Source organism: Brevundimonas sp., from assembly GCF_019636155.1.
Classification (GTDB): domain Bacteria; phylum Pseudomonadota; class Alphaproteobacteria; order Caulobacterales; family Caulobacteraceae; genus Brevundimonas.
Map to the genome: position 1 here is coordinate 1 of NZ_JAHBYB010000020.1, position 14,144 is coordinate 14,144.

A 14,144-nucleotide genomic window follows, 5' to 3' on the forward strand; every position below is an offset into this window, starting at 1 on the left:
GCCGACTTCGGCGGCGAGGTGGAGCGGATCCTGGGCATGGTGGACGGCTGCGTCCTGCTGGTCGACGCCGAGGAAGGCGTCATGCCCCAAACCAAATTCGTGCTGACCAAGGCGCTGAAGATGGGCCTGCGTCCCATCCTGTGCATCAACAAGGTCGACCGCGCCCACGCCGACCCGGACCGGGTGCACCTGGAGACCATCGACCTGTTCTCGGCCATCGGGGCGACGGACGAGCAGCTGGATTTCCCGCACATCTACGCCTCTGGCCGCAGCGGCTGGGCGACGCTGGATCTGAACCAGCCGTCCGACACCCTGGCGCCCCTGTTCGACCTGATCGTCAGCCACGTCCCGGCGCCGAAGCAGCAGGCGAATGTGGACAAGCCGTTCCAGATGCTGAACGTCCTGATCGAGAGCGACCCCTTCCTGGGCCGCCTGCTGACCGGGCGGGTGCAAAGCGGCAAGGCGCTTCCAGGCACGCCGATCAAGGCGCTGGACCGCGACGGCAAGGTCATCGAACAGGGCCGGATCACCAAGGTCCTGGCCTTCCGCGGCCTGAAGCGCCAACCGGTGGACGAAGGCGCCGAGGCCGGCGACATCGTGGCCATCGCCGGCATGGCCAAGGCCACCGTGGCCGACACCCTGTGCGCCCTGGAGCTGACCGAGCCGCTGGACGCCCAGCCGATTGATCCGCCGACCATCTCCATGACCGTCTCGGTCAACGACAGCCCCCTGGCGGGCCGCGAGGGCGACAAGGTGCAGAGCCGCGTCATCCGCGACCGCCTGCTGAAGGAGGCCGAGGCCAACGTCGCCATCCGCATCACCGAGACCCCCGGCGCCGACGCCTTCGATGTTGCGGGTCGGGGCGAATTGCAGCTGGGCGTTCTGATCGAGAACATGCGCCGCGAGGGCTTCGAGGTCAGCATCAGCCGTCCGCGCGTGGTCTATCAGACTAGCGAGAACGGCGAGCGGATGGAGCCGATCGAGGAAGTCGTCATCGACGTGGACGACGAACACACCGGCGTGGTCATCGAAAAGCTCTCGGCCCGCAAGGCCGAGCTGAAGGACATGGGCCCCTCGGGCGCGGGCAAGACCCGCATCGCCCTGGCCTGCCCGTCGCGGTCGCTGATCGGCTACCAGGGCGAGTTCCTGACCGACACGCGCGGCTCCGGCGTGCTGAACCGCGTCTTCAGCCACTATGAACCCTACAAGGGGGCCATCGAGGGCCGCCTGAAGGGGGTGCTGGTCTCCAACTCGGACGGCGACACGGCGGCCTACGCCCTGTGGAACCTGGAAGAGCGCGGCGTCATGTTCGTGGGGGCGGGCGAAAAGACCTATCAGGGCATGATCATCGGCGAGAACAGCCGGTCGGACGATCTGGACGTCAACCCGATCAAGGGCAAGCAGCTGACCAACGTCCGCGCCTCGGGCAAGGACGAGGCGGTGCGCCTGACCCCGCCGCGGATCATGAGCCTGGAACAGGCCATCGCCTATATCGAGAGCGATGAACTGGTCGAGGTCACGCCCAAGTCGATCCGCCTGCGCAAACAGGTGCTGAACCCGTCCTTCCGCAAGAAGCGCGTCAAGGAAGACTGAGGCGCCTCAGCCGCGCCCCAGCATGCCGCGCCAGCCGCCGCTGGTCAGCAGGGCCACGTCCAGCAGGGCCAGGGCCAGGGGCGTCGACGGCGGGGCGGCGATGAAGCGCGGCCGCCAGTCGGGGCCGAATTTGGCCTTGTAGGCGCGCAGGCCCGAAAAGCCGTAGACCGCCCCGCCTTCGTCGAAGACCAGGGCGCCGACCCGTGCGAACACCGGCGACAGCCGCCGGTCGTCCAGCCCCGACAGGGGCGCCAGCCCCAGGTCCAGCGCGCCCCAGCCCTGGTCGCGCGCCCACTGGATCGCGCGCACGAACAGATAGTCCATCACCCCCGGCGGGGCGTCGGGGGCGTGGCGCATCAGGTCGACGGCCAGTCCGTCCTGAGGCCGCGCGCCGGGCATCAGATTGGCGAAGGCGACGATCCGCCCTTCGACCCGCACCACGGCCACCGGCGTCAGGTCCAGCCAGGCCGGATGGAACCGGCCCAGGGAAAAGGCCTTCTCCGTCCCCTTGTGATGGGCCAGCCAGGCATCTGAGACCGCCTTCAGTTCGGTCACCACGGCCGAGGCCGCCCCCGGCGGCAGGATGTCGAACACGGCCCCTTCGCGCTCGGCCCGGTTGACGGCGGTGCGCAGGTTCTGGCGCGCCTTGCCCTCCAGGCTGAAGGCCGCCGTATCGATCACGGCCGTTTCGCCCACCTTGCGCACGGCCAGACCCAGGGTGGCCAGGTCCGCCAGCAGCCCCTCGCCCACCGAATAGAAGACCGGCGCCGCCCCATAGCCGTCGGCCGCCTGGGCGAAGGCCCACAGAAGCTCGCGGCGTTCGGACGCCAGACCCGCCGGTTCGCCCATGGCGATCCAGCGCCGCCCGCGCACCCGATAGGCCAGGACGCTGCGGCCGGACGGACTGAACATCAGGGCCTTGTCGCCCAGGGCGGCCAGCCAGGCCTCGGGCGCGGCGCGGTCGGCGGTCTTCAACAGGTCCAGAACCTGCGCCACCTGTTCCGGGCCCGCCGGCCGATGGTTGCGCGCGCCGGGGGCGCTGACCAGGGACCGGCCTGCGGCGACCAGGGTCAGCAACGCCAGGACCGCCGCCGCTCGCAGGAAGCCCGACGCCTGTCGGTCGGTCAGGAAGGTCCACCACAGCTCGTCGCGGTAGGCCACGTCCCGATAGGCGAAGAAACCCAGCCACAGCACCGCCGCCACCACCGCCCCGACCAGCAGCAGCCAGGTCGGGCGCAACGGCTCGCTGAGCCGCGAGCGCCGATCAAAGGCGGCGCGGCAGGGCGCCAGCAGGGCGGCCACGGCCGCAAGCTCCATCGCCTCTTCCCAATCCAGCCCCTTCAGCAGTGACAGCAGGGCGCCGACGATCAGGACGATAAGCGCCGCCCAATAGGCCCCGCGTCGTCGCCGCCACAGCCCGGCCGACAGCAGCAGAAGCAGGAAGCCCGCGACACTGGCCGCGAAATGCGACAGGTCGATCAGCACCGGATGCAGCAGCCGGTCCAGCAGCACCAGCCGGTGCGAAAAGGCCGGCGTCGCCGCCGAGGCCAGCACTACCACCCCGGCCGTGAAGGTGATCACGGCGAAGGCCTGGGGCGTCAGCTCGAACGCAAGGCCCCCCAGCCGGCCCATGAGCCCCGGTGATCGTTTGGCGGTCATGGGAGCGACGGTAGACCGCCACGCTTTCGTCGGGAAGCAGACCGATTGCGGCGAGCGAGGGGTCATTTGGGGGCGGGCGAAACGATCCGTAACGCGGCGTGTTTCGTTGTCACCCCGCGGGCTGGGCCCGCCAAAGGAGAGTTCCGATGATCCGCAAGACCGCACTTCTCGCCGGCGTGGCCGGCGCCATGCTGTTCGCCGTTCCGGCCATGGCCCAGGATACGCCCCCGCAATCGCCCTCCAGCATCACTGTCCAGCCGGGCGCCGTGGTGACCGGCGCCGGCGGCGTCGAACTGGGCCGACTGGAAGGGGTGCAGACCAACGCCTCGGGCCCGCAGGAGCTTCAGGTGCGCGGCGCCGACGGTCAGATCCGCGCCGTGCCGCTGGACGGCCTGCAGCAGAGCGGCGAAGGCCTGTCGGTCTCCTCGACCCAGGCCGAGTTCCAGGCGGCGCCGCCCGTCGAGGCCGATGACGCCGACGAGACCCCGGCCGCCCCGGCCACGACCGAGGCCACGCCCGCTCCGGACGCCGAGCCGGTCTCTCCGACCGAACCGGCCGCGGCGCCCGATCCGTCCATGCAGGCCATGCCGTCGGAGGACGCGACCCCGCCCGCCGCTCCGCCAGCGGACGAAACCACGACGGAAGAGGTCCCGACCGCGCCTCCGCCGACCCTGCCGGAAGCCGCGCCGACGACCCAGGACGCGACCCCGCCCGCCGACGCCGGCGAGCCGACGCCCCCGGCCGAGGATTCGCCCCAGGGCTGATAGCCTCAGGCTTGAGCTGCAAGCGGGCGGTCTTTCGAGGCCGCCCGTTTTCTTTGGCCGGACGCCGGACGGAAAAAAAGGGGCGGCCGGCCGGCCGCCCCTCTTCCATTTGGTTACGCCGAAAATCAGCGGCGCTTGATCAGGCCCAGCAGGAACAGCAGGACGATCGCGCCGATGGTGGCGACGATGGTCGAGCCGATCCAGCCGCCCCAGCTGATGCCCAGGGCGCCGGCCAGAAAGCCGCCGACCACGGCGCCGATGATGCCGACGATCAGGTTGGTGATCAGGCCGTGGTTGCGGCCCATGATCTGTTCCGCCAGCCACCCGGCCACGATGCCGATGATGATCCAGGCGATGATTCCCATTCCGCCCATAGGTGTGTTTCCTTCCTCGATAAGGCCAAGCTGCCTCTTGCCCATAATGCACAGCATGGCGGGGGGTTGCGTCAACTCACCGCGTCTCTCGCCCTTCAGGGGAGTCCGGCACGTCCCTTGAACCGATCCAGGCGAGCCGTCCCGTTCCGGGACAGCGGGAAACGAGGGAATGGGGCCATGGCCACCGACATCGATCTTCACCTGGGCCGCCGCCTGCGCCGCCGCCGCCGCCTTCTGGGCCTGACCCAGCAGCAGCTGGCCATGCAGGTCGGCATCCGTTTTCAGCAGATCCAGAAATACGAATGCGGCGCCAACCGCATCTCGGCCGCCAGGCTGTGGCAGCTGGCCGAGGCCCTGGAGACGCCGGTCAACTATTTCTACGACGGCCTGGCCGAGGCGATGGAGCGCCAGGAAACCAACGGCGCCAACGGCGAGATGTTCTCGCGCAAGGAAACCCTGGACCTGATCCAGGCCTATTATCAGCTGGGCGAGCGGCCGCGCCGACGCCTGCTGGACCTGGCCAAGTCGCTGCACGCCGAAGGCGAACCTTCGCCGGGCGTCTGAGCCGAGCCGATCGTGACTTGCCGGCGGGGCGTGGGTATGCCCGTCGGTGATGACCGAGCTTGAAGCCTTCACCGTCGAACTGGCGCATATCGCCGCCGCCGTCACCCTGCCGCTGTTCCGCACGGACTGCGACACCGACAACAAGGCCGGCCCTGGCGGCTTCGATCCTGTGACCCAGGCCGACCGCGACGCCGAGGCCGCCATCCGGCGCCGGATCGCCGAACGCTATCCCCACCATGGCGTGGTGGGCGAGGAATATGGCGAGGACCGGCCCGAGGCCGAGCATGTCTGGGTGCTGGACCCCGTCGATGGGACGCGGGCCTTCGTCGCCGGCCTGCCGCTGTGGACCACCCTGATCGGCCTGCGCGTCGACGGCAGGCCCACGGTGGGGGCGATCGCCCAGCCCTATCTGGATGAGATCTTCCTGGGCGGTCCGTCCGGGGCTCGGCTGATCGCGCGAGGCGGCGAAACCGCCCTGGCCTGCCGGCCATGTCCCCGGCTGGACGATGCGGTGATCGCCACCACCGACCCCGACATCTTCGACGGCGCCGAGCGGGACGCCTGGACCCGGCTGCGGAAGGCCGCCCGCCTGGCCCGGCTGGGATGCGACGCCTATGCCTACGCCATGGTGGCGGCCGGGCGCATCGATCTGGTGGCCGAGACGGCGCTAAAGCCCTGGGACTGGACCGCCCTGGTCCCGGTGATCGAGGCGGCGGGCGGCAGGGTGACCGACTGGCGCGGTCAGCCGCCCAGCGGGGACGGCCGCATCCTGGCCGTCGGCGACACAGCCTTGATCGACCAGGCCCTAGCGAGCCTTGGCCGGGCGGCGCTCTAGGAAGAAGCCACAGCCTCGGCCGGCGGCGCGATCTCGGGCTCGGCAGGCGCCGCGATCGGCGACAGGTCCTGGACCGGCGAGACATAGTCGGCCATGGCGTCGAACTCGTTCAGGAAGATCGCGCGCAGGTCGTCGGTCTCCATGATGACCTCGTGCTTGGCGCCCGGAACCTCGACATAGCGGCCGCGGCCCAGCCGTTTGGCGGCCCAGCGGTTGGTCTGTTTCCAGATCCGGTCATCGTCGCCCGACTGGACGATGCAGACGGGAATCCGCACCGACTTCAATGCCTTGGGCTTCAGCGCCCGTTCTCCCGCATCAATGGCGAAGGCCAGCCAGCCCCAGGTCGGGCCGCCGACCGCCAGGTGCGGGCAGGCGTAGAGTTGCTGTCGCCACAGTTCGTAGCGGGTCTCGTCCGAGGTCAGGGCGTCGTTCTCGAAGCTATGGTCGAACGGATCATCAGGATCGCCCAGCACATAGTCCCCGGCCTTGCCGTGGCGCAGGTTCCAGCGCACCGCCAGCTTGACCGACCACATCGACCGCTTGCCGGTGCGGATCTTCAGCATCGGGCTGGACAGGACGGCGCCGGCGAACCGGCTTTCCCCCGCCTCCAGACTCAACAGATTCAGCGCCCCGCCCATCGAATGGCCGACCATGATCCAGGGCTTGGGCGCCCGCGCCTCGAAGGCGTCCAGCAGACGAGCGTAGTCGTCCAGGAATTCCTCGACCGCCCGGGCGTGGCCTTTCAGCCGATCCGGCAGCAGGCGGGCCGACAGCCCCTGGCCGCGCCAGTCATGGGCCAGGACGCACCAGCCGCGCGCCACCAGATTGCCGATCAGCTCGAAATATTTCTCGATGGGTTCGGTGCGGCCGGGGCTGAGCACCACCGTGCCGCGCGGCTTTTCGGCCACAAGGCTGGAGGGCGACCACAGGGCGGCGCGCAGGCGCAGGCCCCCGGCGCCGCGGAACCAGTCGCCCTGTCCACCCGGAGGGGCGGACGCTCCGGGCACGCCCATCAGGGGAGCGTTGGCGGCGAAGGCGGCGGCGCGGTTCACTCAGGCTTCCTGAACTTCAAGGTCATGCGGTCGCTTTCACCGATCGCGTCGAATTTCGTCCGGTCGAAGCCCGGATTGGGCGGTTCGCCGGCCGGCGCGGTCAGGCGTCGGGGCGCCAGGGTCTCGACGCCGAACGGATGATCCTTGCTGTCCCTTTCATTCGCGTTGATTTCCGAGGCGGCGACGAAAACAAAACCCGCCTCGGCCGCCAGCTGTTTGACGAACGCTTCCTGGACATATCCGTTCGCCGCGGCCGGGTCCTGATTGTCCTCCGGCCCCAGCCGATGCTGTTCGATCCCCAGGACGCCGCCGGGCCGCAGGGCGGCGAAGGCGTCGGCGAAGGCCTTTTCCGCCAGGCCGGAGGCCATCCAGGAATGCACGGTCCGCAGGAACAGCACCATGTCCGCCGACCCCGCCTCGGTCAGGGGACCGGTCAGGGCGCCGAAGGCCGACATCTCGATCGGCCCATACAGTTTGCGATCCGAGGTGAAATGGTCCTGGAAGGCCGCGTTCAGCGCCGCCTGGGACGGGTCGCCGCCCGGTCCCTGGGCGAACAGTGCGGCGACGTATTTGCCCCCGCCCTTGGCCAGGTAGGGGGCCAGAATCTCGGTATACCAGCCGCTGCCGGGCCACATCTCGACCACCGTCATGCGCGGCTGAAGGCCGAAGAAGCGCAGGGTCTCGATCGGATGGCGCCAGGCGTCGCGCGCCCGGTCCTTGGCCCGCCAGGGGCCGGCCACGGCCCAGTCCAGCGACCCGACCGACGGGCCTTCAGGCGCATCGGGGGCGGCCGGCGCTTCGGTGGCGGACTTGCGATCGCATCCGGCGAGGGCGAACAGCCCCGCCGACAGGGCGGTGGCCATCAGCCCGCGACGCGAAAAGCCGTCTTCAGTCACCGCGCCCCGATCCGCCATGCGCCTCCCCCGATCAACGCCCGCGAAAGACAGGCGGCGCGCCTCGGTCGGACGGCATTAACGGCGTTCGCGGCCAGGGTCAAAGCGCGCGGCCCACGGTTCACGCGGGCTTGCGCAGGCGCAGGGTCATGCGGTCGCTTTCGCCCACGGCGTCGAAGGCCGCCCGTTCCTGCGCCGTCAGGGTGCGGCCGTCCTGGCTGTCGCGCCGGGTGGGCGGCAGGGTCCAGACCCCGAACGGGTGGTTGCGGTCGTCGTTGGGATTTGCGTTCAGCTCGCTGCGCGCCTCCAGCACGAAACCGGCGCTCTGGGCGGCGCGGATGACGTAGCTTTCGGGCACATAGCCGGTCGGCGCCGTGTCGGCGACGTTCAGCCCCTCGACGCTGCGATGCTGTTCGATCGCCAGCACGCCTCCGGGCTTGAGCGCGCGGAAGGCCGCGGCCAGAACGGCGTCGGTCCTCCCCTGGCGCGCCCAGTTGTGGAAGGCGCGGGCGATCAGGACCAGGTCGGCCGCCCCTTCGGGCTGGGCCTCCAGGGCCGCCACGTCGTCCGCCGGGGCGTAATGGCCGCCGGTGGCCCGGGCGTAGGGTTCCAGGATCACCCGCCACCAGCCGGCGGCGCCGGGCTGGACCTCGATGATCGTCATGCCGGGCGTCAGGCCCCAGAAGGTCAGGGATTCTTCCGGGTGGCGGAAGATGTCGCGCGCGCGATCCGCCTCGGGCCGTGTCGGCGCATCGATGGCGGCCAGCAGGGCCGTGTCCGTCTGATAGTCCGGCGGGGTCGTGGCCAGGGCCGTGCGCGGCAGGTGCAGGGGCGCGCCCCCCGGCGGGACATCGGCCGACTGGGCCTGGGCGGCGGCGGGCAGGATCACAGCGAAGGCGGCGAGGACGATCGAGCGGCGCATGAGGGTCTCCGAGCGGGGCCTTCCTGCATAGACGGCTGGGTCGCCCCGGCAAGGGCGAATGAGGTCGCAGGGCGCCCCTTGACGGCCGCCCGGGGCGCACCATCTCAGCAATCGAGAGCGCCGATCCCGGGCTCTCGCGGACCTGCCGGGGCCCCATGGGGACCGTCGGGTGCGGACCCCCAACGCCGTCCCGGGCCGAAAACGCGGGGGCGGCTCAACCTTGCTGATCCTCAGGAGGATGACATGCGTACCTATGATTTCTCGCCGCTCTATCGTTCGGCCGTCGGTTTCGACCGTCTGGCGGGCCTGTTGGAAAGCGCCGCGCGCACCAGTCAAGAGAACGGCTGGCCGCCCTACAATATCGAGACCACGGGCGAGAACGCCTATCGCATCGAGATCGCCGTCGCCGGTTTCACGCCCGACGAGCTGAACATCGAGGTGAAGGAAAATCTGCTGACCGTCACCGGCCGCAAGACCGCCAATGACGATGCGTCGGCGAACCGCACCTTCCTGCACCGTGGCCTGGCCGAGCGCGATTTCGAGCGCCGTTTCCAGCTGGCCGACTATGTGGTGGTGACGGGGGCGGACCTGTCGAACGGCCTGCTGTCGATCACCCTGGAGCGTCAGCTGCCCGAGGCCCTGAAGCCGCGTCGCATCGAGATCGCCGCGGGCAAGCCGCTGATCGAGGGCAAGGCGAAGAAGGCCGCCTGATCCACGGCCTTCCTCCATTGATCCGAAACTTGCGGGGCGGCTTCGGCCGCCCCTTTTTCGTAAGCCCTCAGGCCGCGTGTTCGGACGCCGGCGGCTCCAGCCCGACGACGCGGTCCAGGCGGGTTCCGCCGAGATCGGCCTCGGTCAGGGCGACGTGGCGCATCTCGGCGCCGGAGAGATCGGCGCCGAACAGGTGGGCGCCGGTCAGGTCGGCGTTGTCCAGCCGGGCGTAGCGCAGGCGGCTGTTCTCCAGCATTGCCGGCAGGCTGCGGCCGCCGCCCAGGGGCAGGGGACTGAGGTCCGCCTGGCGCAGGTCGGCGTTGGCCAGGTTGGCCCGGCTCATCCTAACCCCCCGCAAGTCCGCATCGCGCAGGTCCGCCCCACGCAGGTCGGCCCCGTCCAGGCAGGCGCCCTGAAGGGCCACACCGCGCAGGTCCATGCCCACCAGACAAGCGCCCTTGGCCGAGGCGGCCGACAGCCGCAGCCCCTTCAGCCGCGCGCCCAGGGGGCGCAGATCCTCGCGGTCGAACTGGGCCGGCGCGCCCAGGGCGCCGCCGCTTTCGACCCAGGCGTTGCCGTCCAGGGCGATCTGATACAGGTCCTCGGCGCGGGCCACGGCGGCCGGGTCGGGATCGCGCAGGGCGCCGGCCAGGTCGGTCCGGTCCAGCTTGGCGGAATTCATGGCGACGCTGGTCAGGACCGCCCCGACCAGCCGCGCCCCGGCCAGGTTGGCGCCGACCACCTCGGCCCCGTCCATCATGGCGCCGGACAGGTCCGCATCCTTCAGATTGGCCCCGTTCAGACGCGCGCCACGCATCGAACAGTCAGTGAAGTCGGCCTTGGCCGCGCTCATCCCGTCCAGGTTCGATCCGTCCAGGGTGGCGCCCGAGAAGACGGCGCCGTCGGCCACCCCCTTGACCGCCTCATGCCGGACGGCGGACAGCCCCTTGGTCGCGTGCGGGATGGCGATGACGCCTTCGCGGAAGTCGGCCTGGGTCAGGTCGGCCTGGCTGAGGTTGGCGCCGCGCAAGGAGACGCCGCGGATGTCGGCGCGCTTCAGACGCGCACCCTTCAGATCGGCCCCCCGCAGGTCGCAGCCGAACAGGATGGCCCGTTCCAGGCTGGCCCCGGCCAGGATCGCGTTCTCCAGACATGAGCCGGAGAAGTCGGCGTCGTCCAGCAACCGTCCGGCCAGATTCAGGCCCGACAGGTCGATGAATTTCAGCGACAGGCGGCGACCGCCCGCGCGCCCCTCTACGAAGCGCTGATGGGCGGCCACGAACAGGTCCAGCTCGCCCTGGCTGAGCGGTCGGCGCACCATGGCCGTCATTCGGTCCCCCTTTGCGGGTCCAGCCCGCGAACGCCCGTCATCACGGCGCCGTCGAAATCCGTCTGCCGAACCTGGGCGCCGTGCAGGCTGGCCCGGGTCAGGTCGGCGCCGTGCAGGACCGCTCGCCTCAGATCGGCGTCCGACAGGTCGGCGCCGCGCAGGCTGGCGTCGGTCAGGTCGGCCGGCAGAAGCCGCTCCGGCCCGATCAGCAGCGGCCCCAGCTGGGCCTCGCGCAGGTCGGCGCCCGACAGGCGCGCCCGCGTCAGCCGCGCGCCACGAAGGTCGGCCCGGCACAGGCGCGCCGAGCGCAGGTCGGCATCCTCCAGATGAGCGCCCTGAAGCTGCACCCCCTCCATGTCCAGGCCGTAGAAGACCGCGCCACGCGCCGACAGGGCGGTCAGGTTGTAGCCGGTGATCGAGCCCAGCTTGCGCAGGTCGACCCCGTCGAAGACCGACGGCTGGCCCTGGGCCCCGCCCGTCTCGCACCACAGGGCGTGTTCGCGCAGCATCTCGGCGGCGGGCATCTTGCTGACCGGGGCGCCGGCCGGGCGGTCGTCGGTCAGGGCGCCGGACATGTCGGCCCCGTCCGTGCGCCACATGGCGGCCTTGACCCCCACCAGCACGGCGTCGCGCAGGTCGGCGCCGGTCAGGTCCGCGCCCGACAGATCGGCGCCGGACAGGTCGGCGCCGCGGAAGCTGGCGGCCTTCAGATTGGCGCGGACCAGCTTGCAGTCCTTCATCACCGCATCCGAGAAGTCGGCGGCGGCGGCCATCACGCCCGACAGGCGCGAGCGTTGCAGATTGGCCCCGGCCAGACAGGCCCCCTGGGCCTCGGCGGACCGGCTCATGTGGGCCTCGACGATGCGATAGCCGGTCTTGGAATCGGCGGCCGCCAGGGCGCCTTCGCGCAGGTCGGCCTCGAACAGGTCGGCGCCCGTCAGGTCGGCGCCGCGCAGGCAGGCGCCGCGCAGGTCGGCCCGCCTCAGGCTGGCCTCGACCAGGATCGCCTCCTGCATGTCGGCCCCGAACAGATTGGCGTTGTCCAGCCGCGCCCCGGTCAGGTCGCACCCGACCAGACAGGCCGCCGCCAGGTCGGCGTCGGCCAGGTTGCGGCCCTTCAGGCTGAGTCCTGACAGGTCCAGCCAGGCGAAGACCGCCCTCGCCCCGCCGGGCCGCGCCTGCCAAAGCCGTTCGTGCCGGACGCAGATGGCGTCCAGCTCCTCCTGGCTGAGGCGTCGCCTCGTGACGGCCTGGGCGGTTGCTGACATGAGGCCACCCTAGGCTGCCCCGGCTTAAGGAAGCTTTGCGAAAGCCACGGTTTTTGCTTCGTTTCACGTAGAAGGCGTATCGGCGTGATGCGGACGCTCGCGCCGGCCTATTCGGTCAGCAGCCCCTGGTCCTTCAAGGCGTCGGCCAGTTCGCCCGGAGAGGTCCACAGCCGGGTGTAGCCGGCCTCTCCCAGCCGTTTCAGCTCGGTGACCAGGTCGGCCTTGGGCGAGGCGGCGAAGCGGGCGTCGAACCCTTCGCCGTCGGCCGAGACCCGCACCATCGGCCGGCCGGTCTCCAGACGGTGCAGATAGCCTTCGTAGAGGACCGCCGCCTGGTCGGCCAGAAGGCCGGTCTCGACCTCCAGCCCCGCCTGGCGCAGCCGCTCCACCCCCCGACCCGAGGCGAAGGGCGAGGGGTCGACGCAGGCCACCACCACCCGCGACACGCCGGCCTCGGCCAGGAAATGCGAGCAGGATTTTCGGCCGGACGAACGCGCCCCGCACGGCTCCAGCGTGACATAGGCGGTGGCGCCGCGCGCGCGGGCGCCGGCGGCGGGCACGGCCTGCTCCTCGGCGTGAGGGCGGCCGCCGGGCGCGGTCGCCGCTTCGGCCGCCACTTCGCCGCCATTGACGATGACGCAGGCGACCGAAGGGTTGGGCCAGGTCTGGCCCATCTGGGCGGTGGCCAGTTCTATGGCCCGGGCCATGAAGCTCGTGTCGTCCGGCCCGCTCATCCGACCACCGGCAGGGGCTGGGCGCGGTCGGCGTCGAGATAGCGGGCCGCCGTCGGCTTCAACCCGGCGTCCAGATCGATCTCCAGCGGATTGCCGGTCGGGATCTCGACCCCGACGATCCGGTCGTCGGGCACGGCGAACAGGTGTTTGACGATGGCCCGCAAGGAATTGCCGTGGGCGGCGATCAGCACATCCTGGCCGGCGGCCAGGCGCGGCGCGATCTCGGCGTTCCAATAGGGCAGGACACGGTCCAGGGTGGTCTTCAGACTTTCCGTATCCGGAATGTCCTGGCCGGCGTAGCGGGGATCGGCGGCGAAATCGAACTCCCCCCCCGGCGCCAGGGGCGGCGGCGGGATGTCATAGCTGCGCCGCCAGATTCTGACCTGATCCTCGCCGTGCCGGGCCGCCGTCTCGGCCTTGTCCAGACCGGTCAGGCCGCCGTAGTGCCGCTCGTTCAGACGCCAGTCCTCGATCACCGGCACATCCTTCAGCCCGGCCGCCTGCAGGGCCAGGGCGCCGGTGCGTTTGGCCCGTTTCAGCACCGAGGTGAACATGACCGCCGGCGTGAACCCCGCCTGGGCGATCAGTTCGCCCGCGCGCCGCGCCTGGGCCTGGCCCTCGGCGGTCAGATCGACATCGACCCAGCCGGTGAAGCGGTTTTCCAGGTTCCACTGGCTCTGGCCGTGGCGCAGCAGGATCAGGCGGGGCATTCGGGACTCCGGCGGTTCCCGACCGGGCGTAGGCCGGGCGCCCCCCTCGGTCAAGCGGGGGTTCAAGGCCGCGACCGGGGACCCCGGCGCCGGATCGTGCGTTGTCGCGGCGCCCCCCGCCCGGCTATAGCCGGTCGCCTTCGCTGTTCAGAAAGCCCGCCATGCCGAAGCCCCGCGCCGACCTGCTGCCCAACACCGCCGCCTATGAGACCACGCCCCTGGTCAAGGCCACGGGGTTCCGGGAGTATGACGCCCGCTGGGTGCTGGAGAAGGAGATCAACCTTCTGGGCATACAGGCCCTGGGCCTTGGCCTGGCCACCTATGTGCACGAGATCGGGGTTCGGCCCCGCATCGTCGTGGGCCACGACTTCCGCAGCTACTCCCTCAGCGTGAAACAGGCCCTGACCCTGGGCCTGCTGGAAGGCGGGATGGAGGTTCTGGACATCGGCCTGGCCCTGTCGCCCATGGCCTATTTCGCCCAGTTCGCCCTGGACGCCCCCTGCGTGGCCATGGTCACGGCCAGCCACAACGAGAACGGCTGGACCGGCGTCAAGATGGGCGCCCAGCCGCCCCTGACCTTCGGCCCCGACGAGATCGGACGCCTGAAACAGATCGTGCTGCAGGACCAGGGCGTGTCGCGCCCCGGCGGGCGGCTGGAGCGGATCGAGGACTTCCGCGAACGCTATCTGCAGGAGGTTTCGGCCAAGGTGAAACTGAGCCGCCCGATCAAGGTCG

Annotated in this window: 14 protein-coding genes and 1 pseudogene; 6 read left to right on the top strand and 9 right to left on the bottom strand. The window is 70.6% G+C overall.

Features of this window, described 5'->3' with window-relative positions; all coding sequences use genetic code 11:
* Positions 1-1,593 (top strand): translational GTPase TypA (gene typA, locus KF910_RS13500; RefSeq protein WP_292263771.1); only part of this gene is annotated, 1,593 nt, incomplete at its 5' end.
* Positions 1,594-1,599: 6 nt separating this feature from the next.
* Here typA and KF910_RS13505 read toward each other — a convergent pair.
* Positions 1,600-3,225, bottom strand: coding sequence for a phosphatidylglycerol lysyltransferase domain-containing protein (locus tag KF910_RS13505; protein WP_292263773.1), 1,626 nt, complete (start codon positions 3,223-3,225; stop codon positions 1,600-1,602).
* A gap of 173 nt (positions 3,226-3,398) precedes the next feature.
* Here KF910_RS13505 and KF910_RS13510 point away from each other — a divergent pair, with 173 nt between their 5' ends.
* Positions 3,399-4,016, top strand: coding sequence for a hypothetical protein (locus KF910_RS13510; RefSeq protein WP_292263776.1), 618 nt, complete (start codon positions 3,399-3,401; stop codon positions 4,014-4,016).
* Positions 4,017-4,141: 125 nt separating this feature from the next.
* Here the strand turns inward: KF910_RS13510 and KF910_RS13515 are convergent, their stop codons facing one another.
* Positions 4,142-4,390 (bottom strand): GlsB/YeaQ/YmgE family stress response membrane protein, encoded by a 249-nt coding sequence (locus KF910_RS13515; protein WP_292263779.1) that lies wholly within the window; start codon positions 4,388-4,390, stop codon positions 4,142-4,144.
* A gap of 177 nt (positions 4,391-4,567) precedes the next feature.
* Here KF910_RS13515 and KF910_RS13520 point away from each other — a divergent pair, with 177 nt between their 5' ends.
* Positions 4,568-4,954, top strand: coding sequence for a helix-turn-helix domain-containing protein (locus KF910_RS13520; protein WP_292263782.1), 387 nt, complete (start codon positions 4,568-4,570; stop codon positions 4,952-4,954).
* A 49-nt stretch (positions 4,955-5,003) separates the two neighbouring features.
* Positions 5,004-5,789: a histidinol-phosphatase gene (gene hisN, locus KF910_RS13525; RefSeq protein ID WP_292263785.1), complete on the top strand. Its 786-nt coding sequence runs from the start codon at positions 5,004-5,006 to the stop codon at positions 5,787-5,789.
* Here hisN and KF910_RS13530 read toward each other — a convergent pair.
* From KF910_RS13530 to KF910_RS13540, 3 genes are all read right to left on the bottom strand, one after another.
* On the bottom strand, positions 5,786-6,841 hold the full coding sequence (locus KF910_RS13530; protein WP_292263788.1) for an alpha/beta fold hydrolase: 1,056 nt from the start codon (positions 6,839-6,841) through the stop codon (positions 5,786-5,788). The genes hisN and KF910_RS13530 overlap by 4 nt on opposite strands.
* A complete protein-coding gene (locus tag KF910_RS13535; RefSeq protein WP_292263790.1) occupies positions 6,838-7,755 on the bottom strand; it encodes a class I SAM-dependent methyltransferase in 918 nt (305 codons plus the stop codon). The genes KF910_RS13530 and KF910_RS13535 overlap by 4 nt, the downstream gene beginning before the upstream one ends.
* Before the next feature lie 100 nt (positions 7,756-7,855).
* Positions 7,856-8,656 carry a class I SAM-dependent methyltransferase gene (locus KF910_RS13540; RefSeq protein WP_292263793.1) on the bottom strand — a complete coding sequence of 267 codons (801 nt, stop codon included), beginning with the start codon at positions 8,654-8,656 and terminating at the stop codon, positions 7,856-7,858.
* Positions 8,657-8,899: 243 nt separating this feature from the next.
* Between KF910_RS13540 and KF910_RS13545 the strand changes: the two genes are divergently transcribed.
* A complete protein-coding gene (locus KF910_RS13545; RefSeq protein ID WP_292263796.1) occupies positions 8,900-9,367 on the top strand; it encodes an Hsp20 family protein in 468 nt (155 codons plus the stop codon).
* Between the two features lie 67 nt (positions 9,368-9,434).
* On the opposite strand, the gene KF910_RS13550 is transcribed toward KF910_RS13545, so the two are convergent.
* From KF910_RS13550 to gpmA, 4 genes are all read right to left on the bottom strand, one after another.
* Positions 9,435-10,697 (bottom strand): pentapeptide repeat-containing protein, encoded by a 1,263-nt coding sequence (locus KF910_RS13550; RefSeq protein ID WP_292263799.1) that lies wholly within the window; start codon positions 10,695-10,697, stop codon positions 9,435-9,437.
* A complete protein-coding gene (locus tag KF910_RS13555; protein ID WP_292263801.1) occupies positions 10,694-11,965 on the bottom strand; it encodes a pentapeptide repeat-containing protein in 1,272 nt (423 codons plus the stop codon). The genes KF910_RS13550 and KF910_RS13555 overlap by 4 nt, the downstream gene beginning before the upstream one ends.
* Positions 11,966-12,072: 107 nt before the next feature.
* On the bottom strand, positions 12,073-12,699 hold the full coding sequence (locus tag KF910_RS13560) for a bifunctional diaminohydroxyphosphoribosylaminopyrimidine deaminase/5-amino-6-(5-phosphoribosylamino)uracil reductase RibD (protein ID WP_292263804.1): 627 nt from the start codon (positions 12,697-12,699) through the stop codon (positions 12,073-12,075).
* On the bottom strand, positions 12,696-13,409 hold the full coding sequence (gene gpmA / locus KF910_RS13565) for a 2,3-diphosphoglycerate-dependent phosphoglycerate mutase (RefSeq protein WP_292263807.1): 714 nt from the start codon (positions 13,407-13,409) through the stop codon (positions 12,696-12,698). The genes KF910_RS13560 and gpmA overlap by 4 nt, the downstream gene beginning before the upstream one ends.
* 161 nt (positions 13,410-13,570) lie before the next feature.
* Between gpmA and KF910_RS13570 the strand changes: the two are divergent.
* A pseudogene (locus KF910_RS13570) lies at positions 13,571-14,144 on the top strand (phosphomannomutase/phosphoglucomutase); the annotation flags it as partial.

Excerpts from the sequence above, each read along its gene's own strand:
- KF910_RS13550 (WP_292263799.1), bottom strand. The coding sequence starts at position 10,697 with ATGACGGCCATGGTGCGCCGACCGCTCAGCCAGGGCGAGCTGGACCTG.
- KF910_RS13545 (WP_292263796.1), top strand. The coding sequence starts at position 8,900 with ATGCGTACCTATGATTTCTCGCCGCTCTATCGTTCGGCCGTCGGTTTC.
- KF910_RS13520 (WP_292263782.1), top strand. The coding sequence starts at position 4,568 with ATGGCCACCGACATCGATCTTCACCTGGGCCGCCGCCTGCGCCGCCGC.
- KF910_RS13505 (WP_292263773.1), bottom strand. The coding sequence starts at position 3,225 with ATGGGCCGGCTGGGGGGCCTTGCGTTCGAGCTGACGCCCCAGGCCTTC.
- KF910_RS13510 (WP_292263776.1), top strand. The coding sequence starts at position 3,399 with ATGATCCGCAAGACCGCACTTCTCGCCGGCGTGGCCGGCGCCATGCTG.
- KF910_RS13555 (WP_292263801.1), bottom strand. The coding sequence starts at position 11,965 with ATGTCAGCAACCGCCCAGGCCGTCACGAGGCGACGCCTCAGCCAGGAG.
- gpmA (WP_292263807.1), bottom strand. The coding sequence starts at position 13,409 with ATGCCCCGCCTGATCCTGCTGCGCCACGGCCAGAGCCAGTGGAACCTG.
- KF910_RS13560 (WP_292263804.1), bottom strand. The coding sequence starts at position 12,699 with ATGAGCGGGCCGGACGACACGAGCTTCATGGCCCGGGCCATAGAACTG.
- KF910_RS13515 (WP_292263779.1), bottom strand. The coding sequence starts at position 4,390 with ATGGGCGGAATGGGAATCATCGCCTGGATCATCATCGGCATCGTGGCC.
- KF910_RS13535 (WP_292263790.1), bottom strand. The coding sequence starts at position 7,755 with ATGGCGGATCGGGGCGCGGTGACTGAAGACGGCTTTTCGCGTCGCGGG.
- hisN (WP_292263785.1), top strand. The coding sequence starts at position 5,004 with ATGACCGAGCTTGAAGCCTTCACCGTCGAACTGGCGCATATCGCCGCC.
- KF910_RS13540 (WP_292263793.1), bottom strand. The coding sequence starts at position 8,656 with ATGCGCCGCTCGATCGTCCTCGCCGCCTTCGCTGTGATCCTGCCCGCC.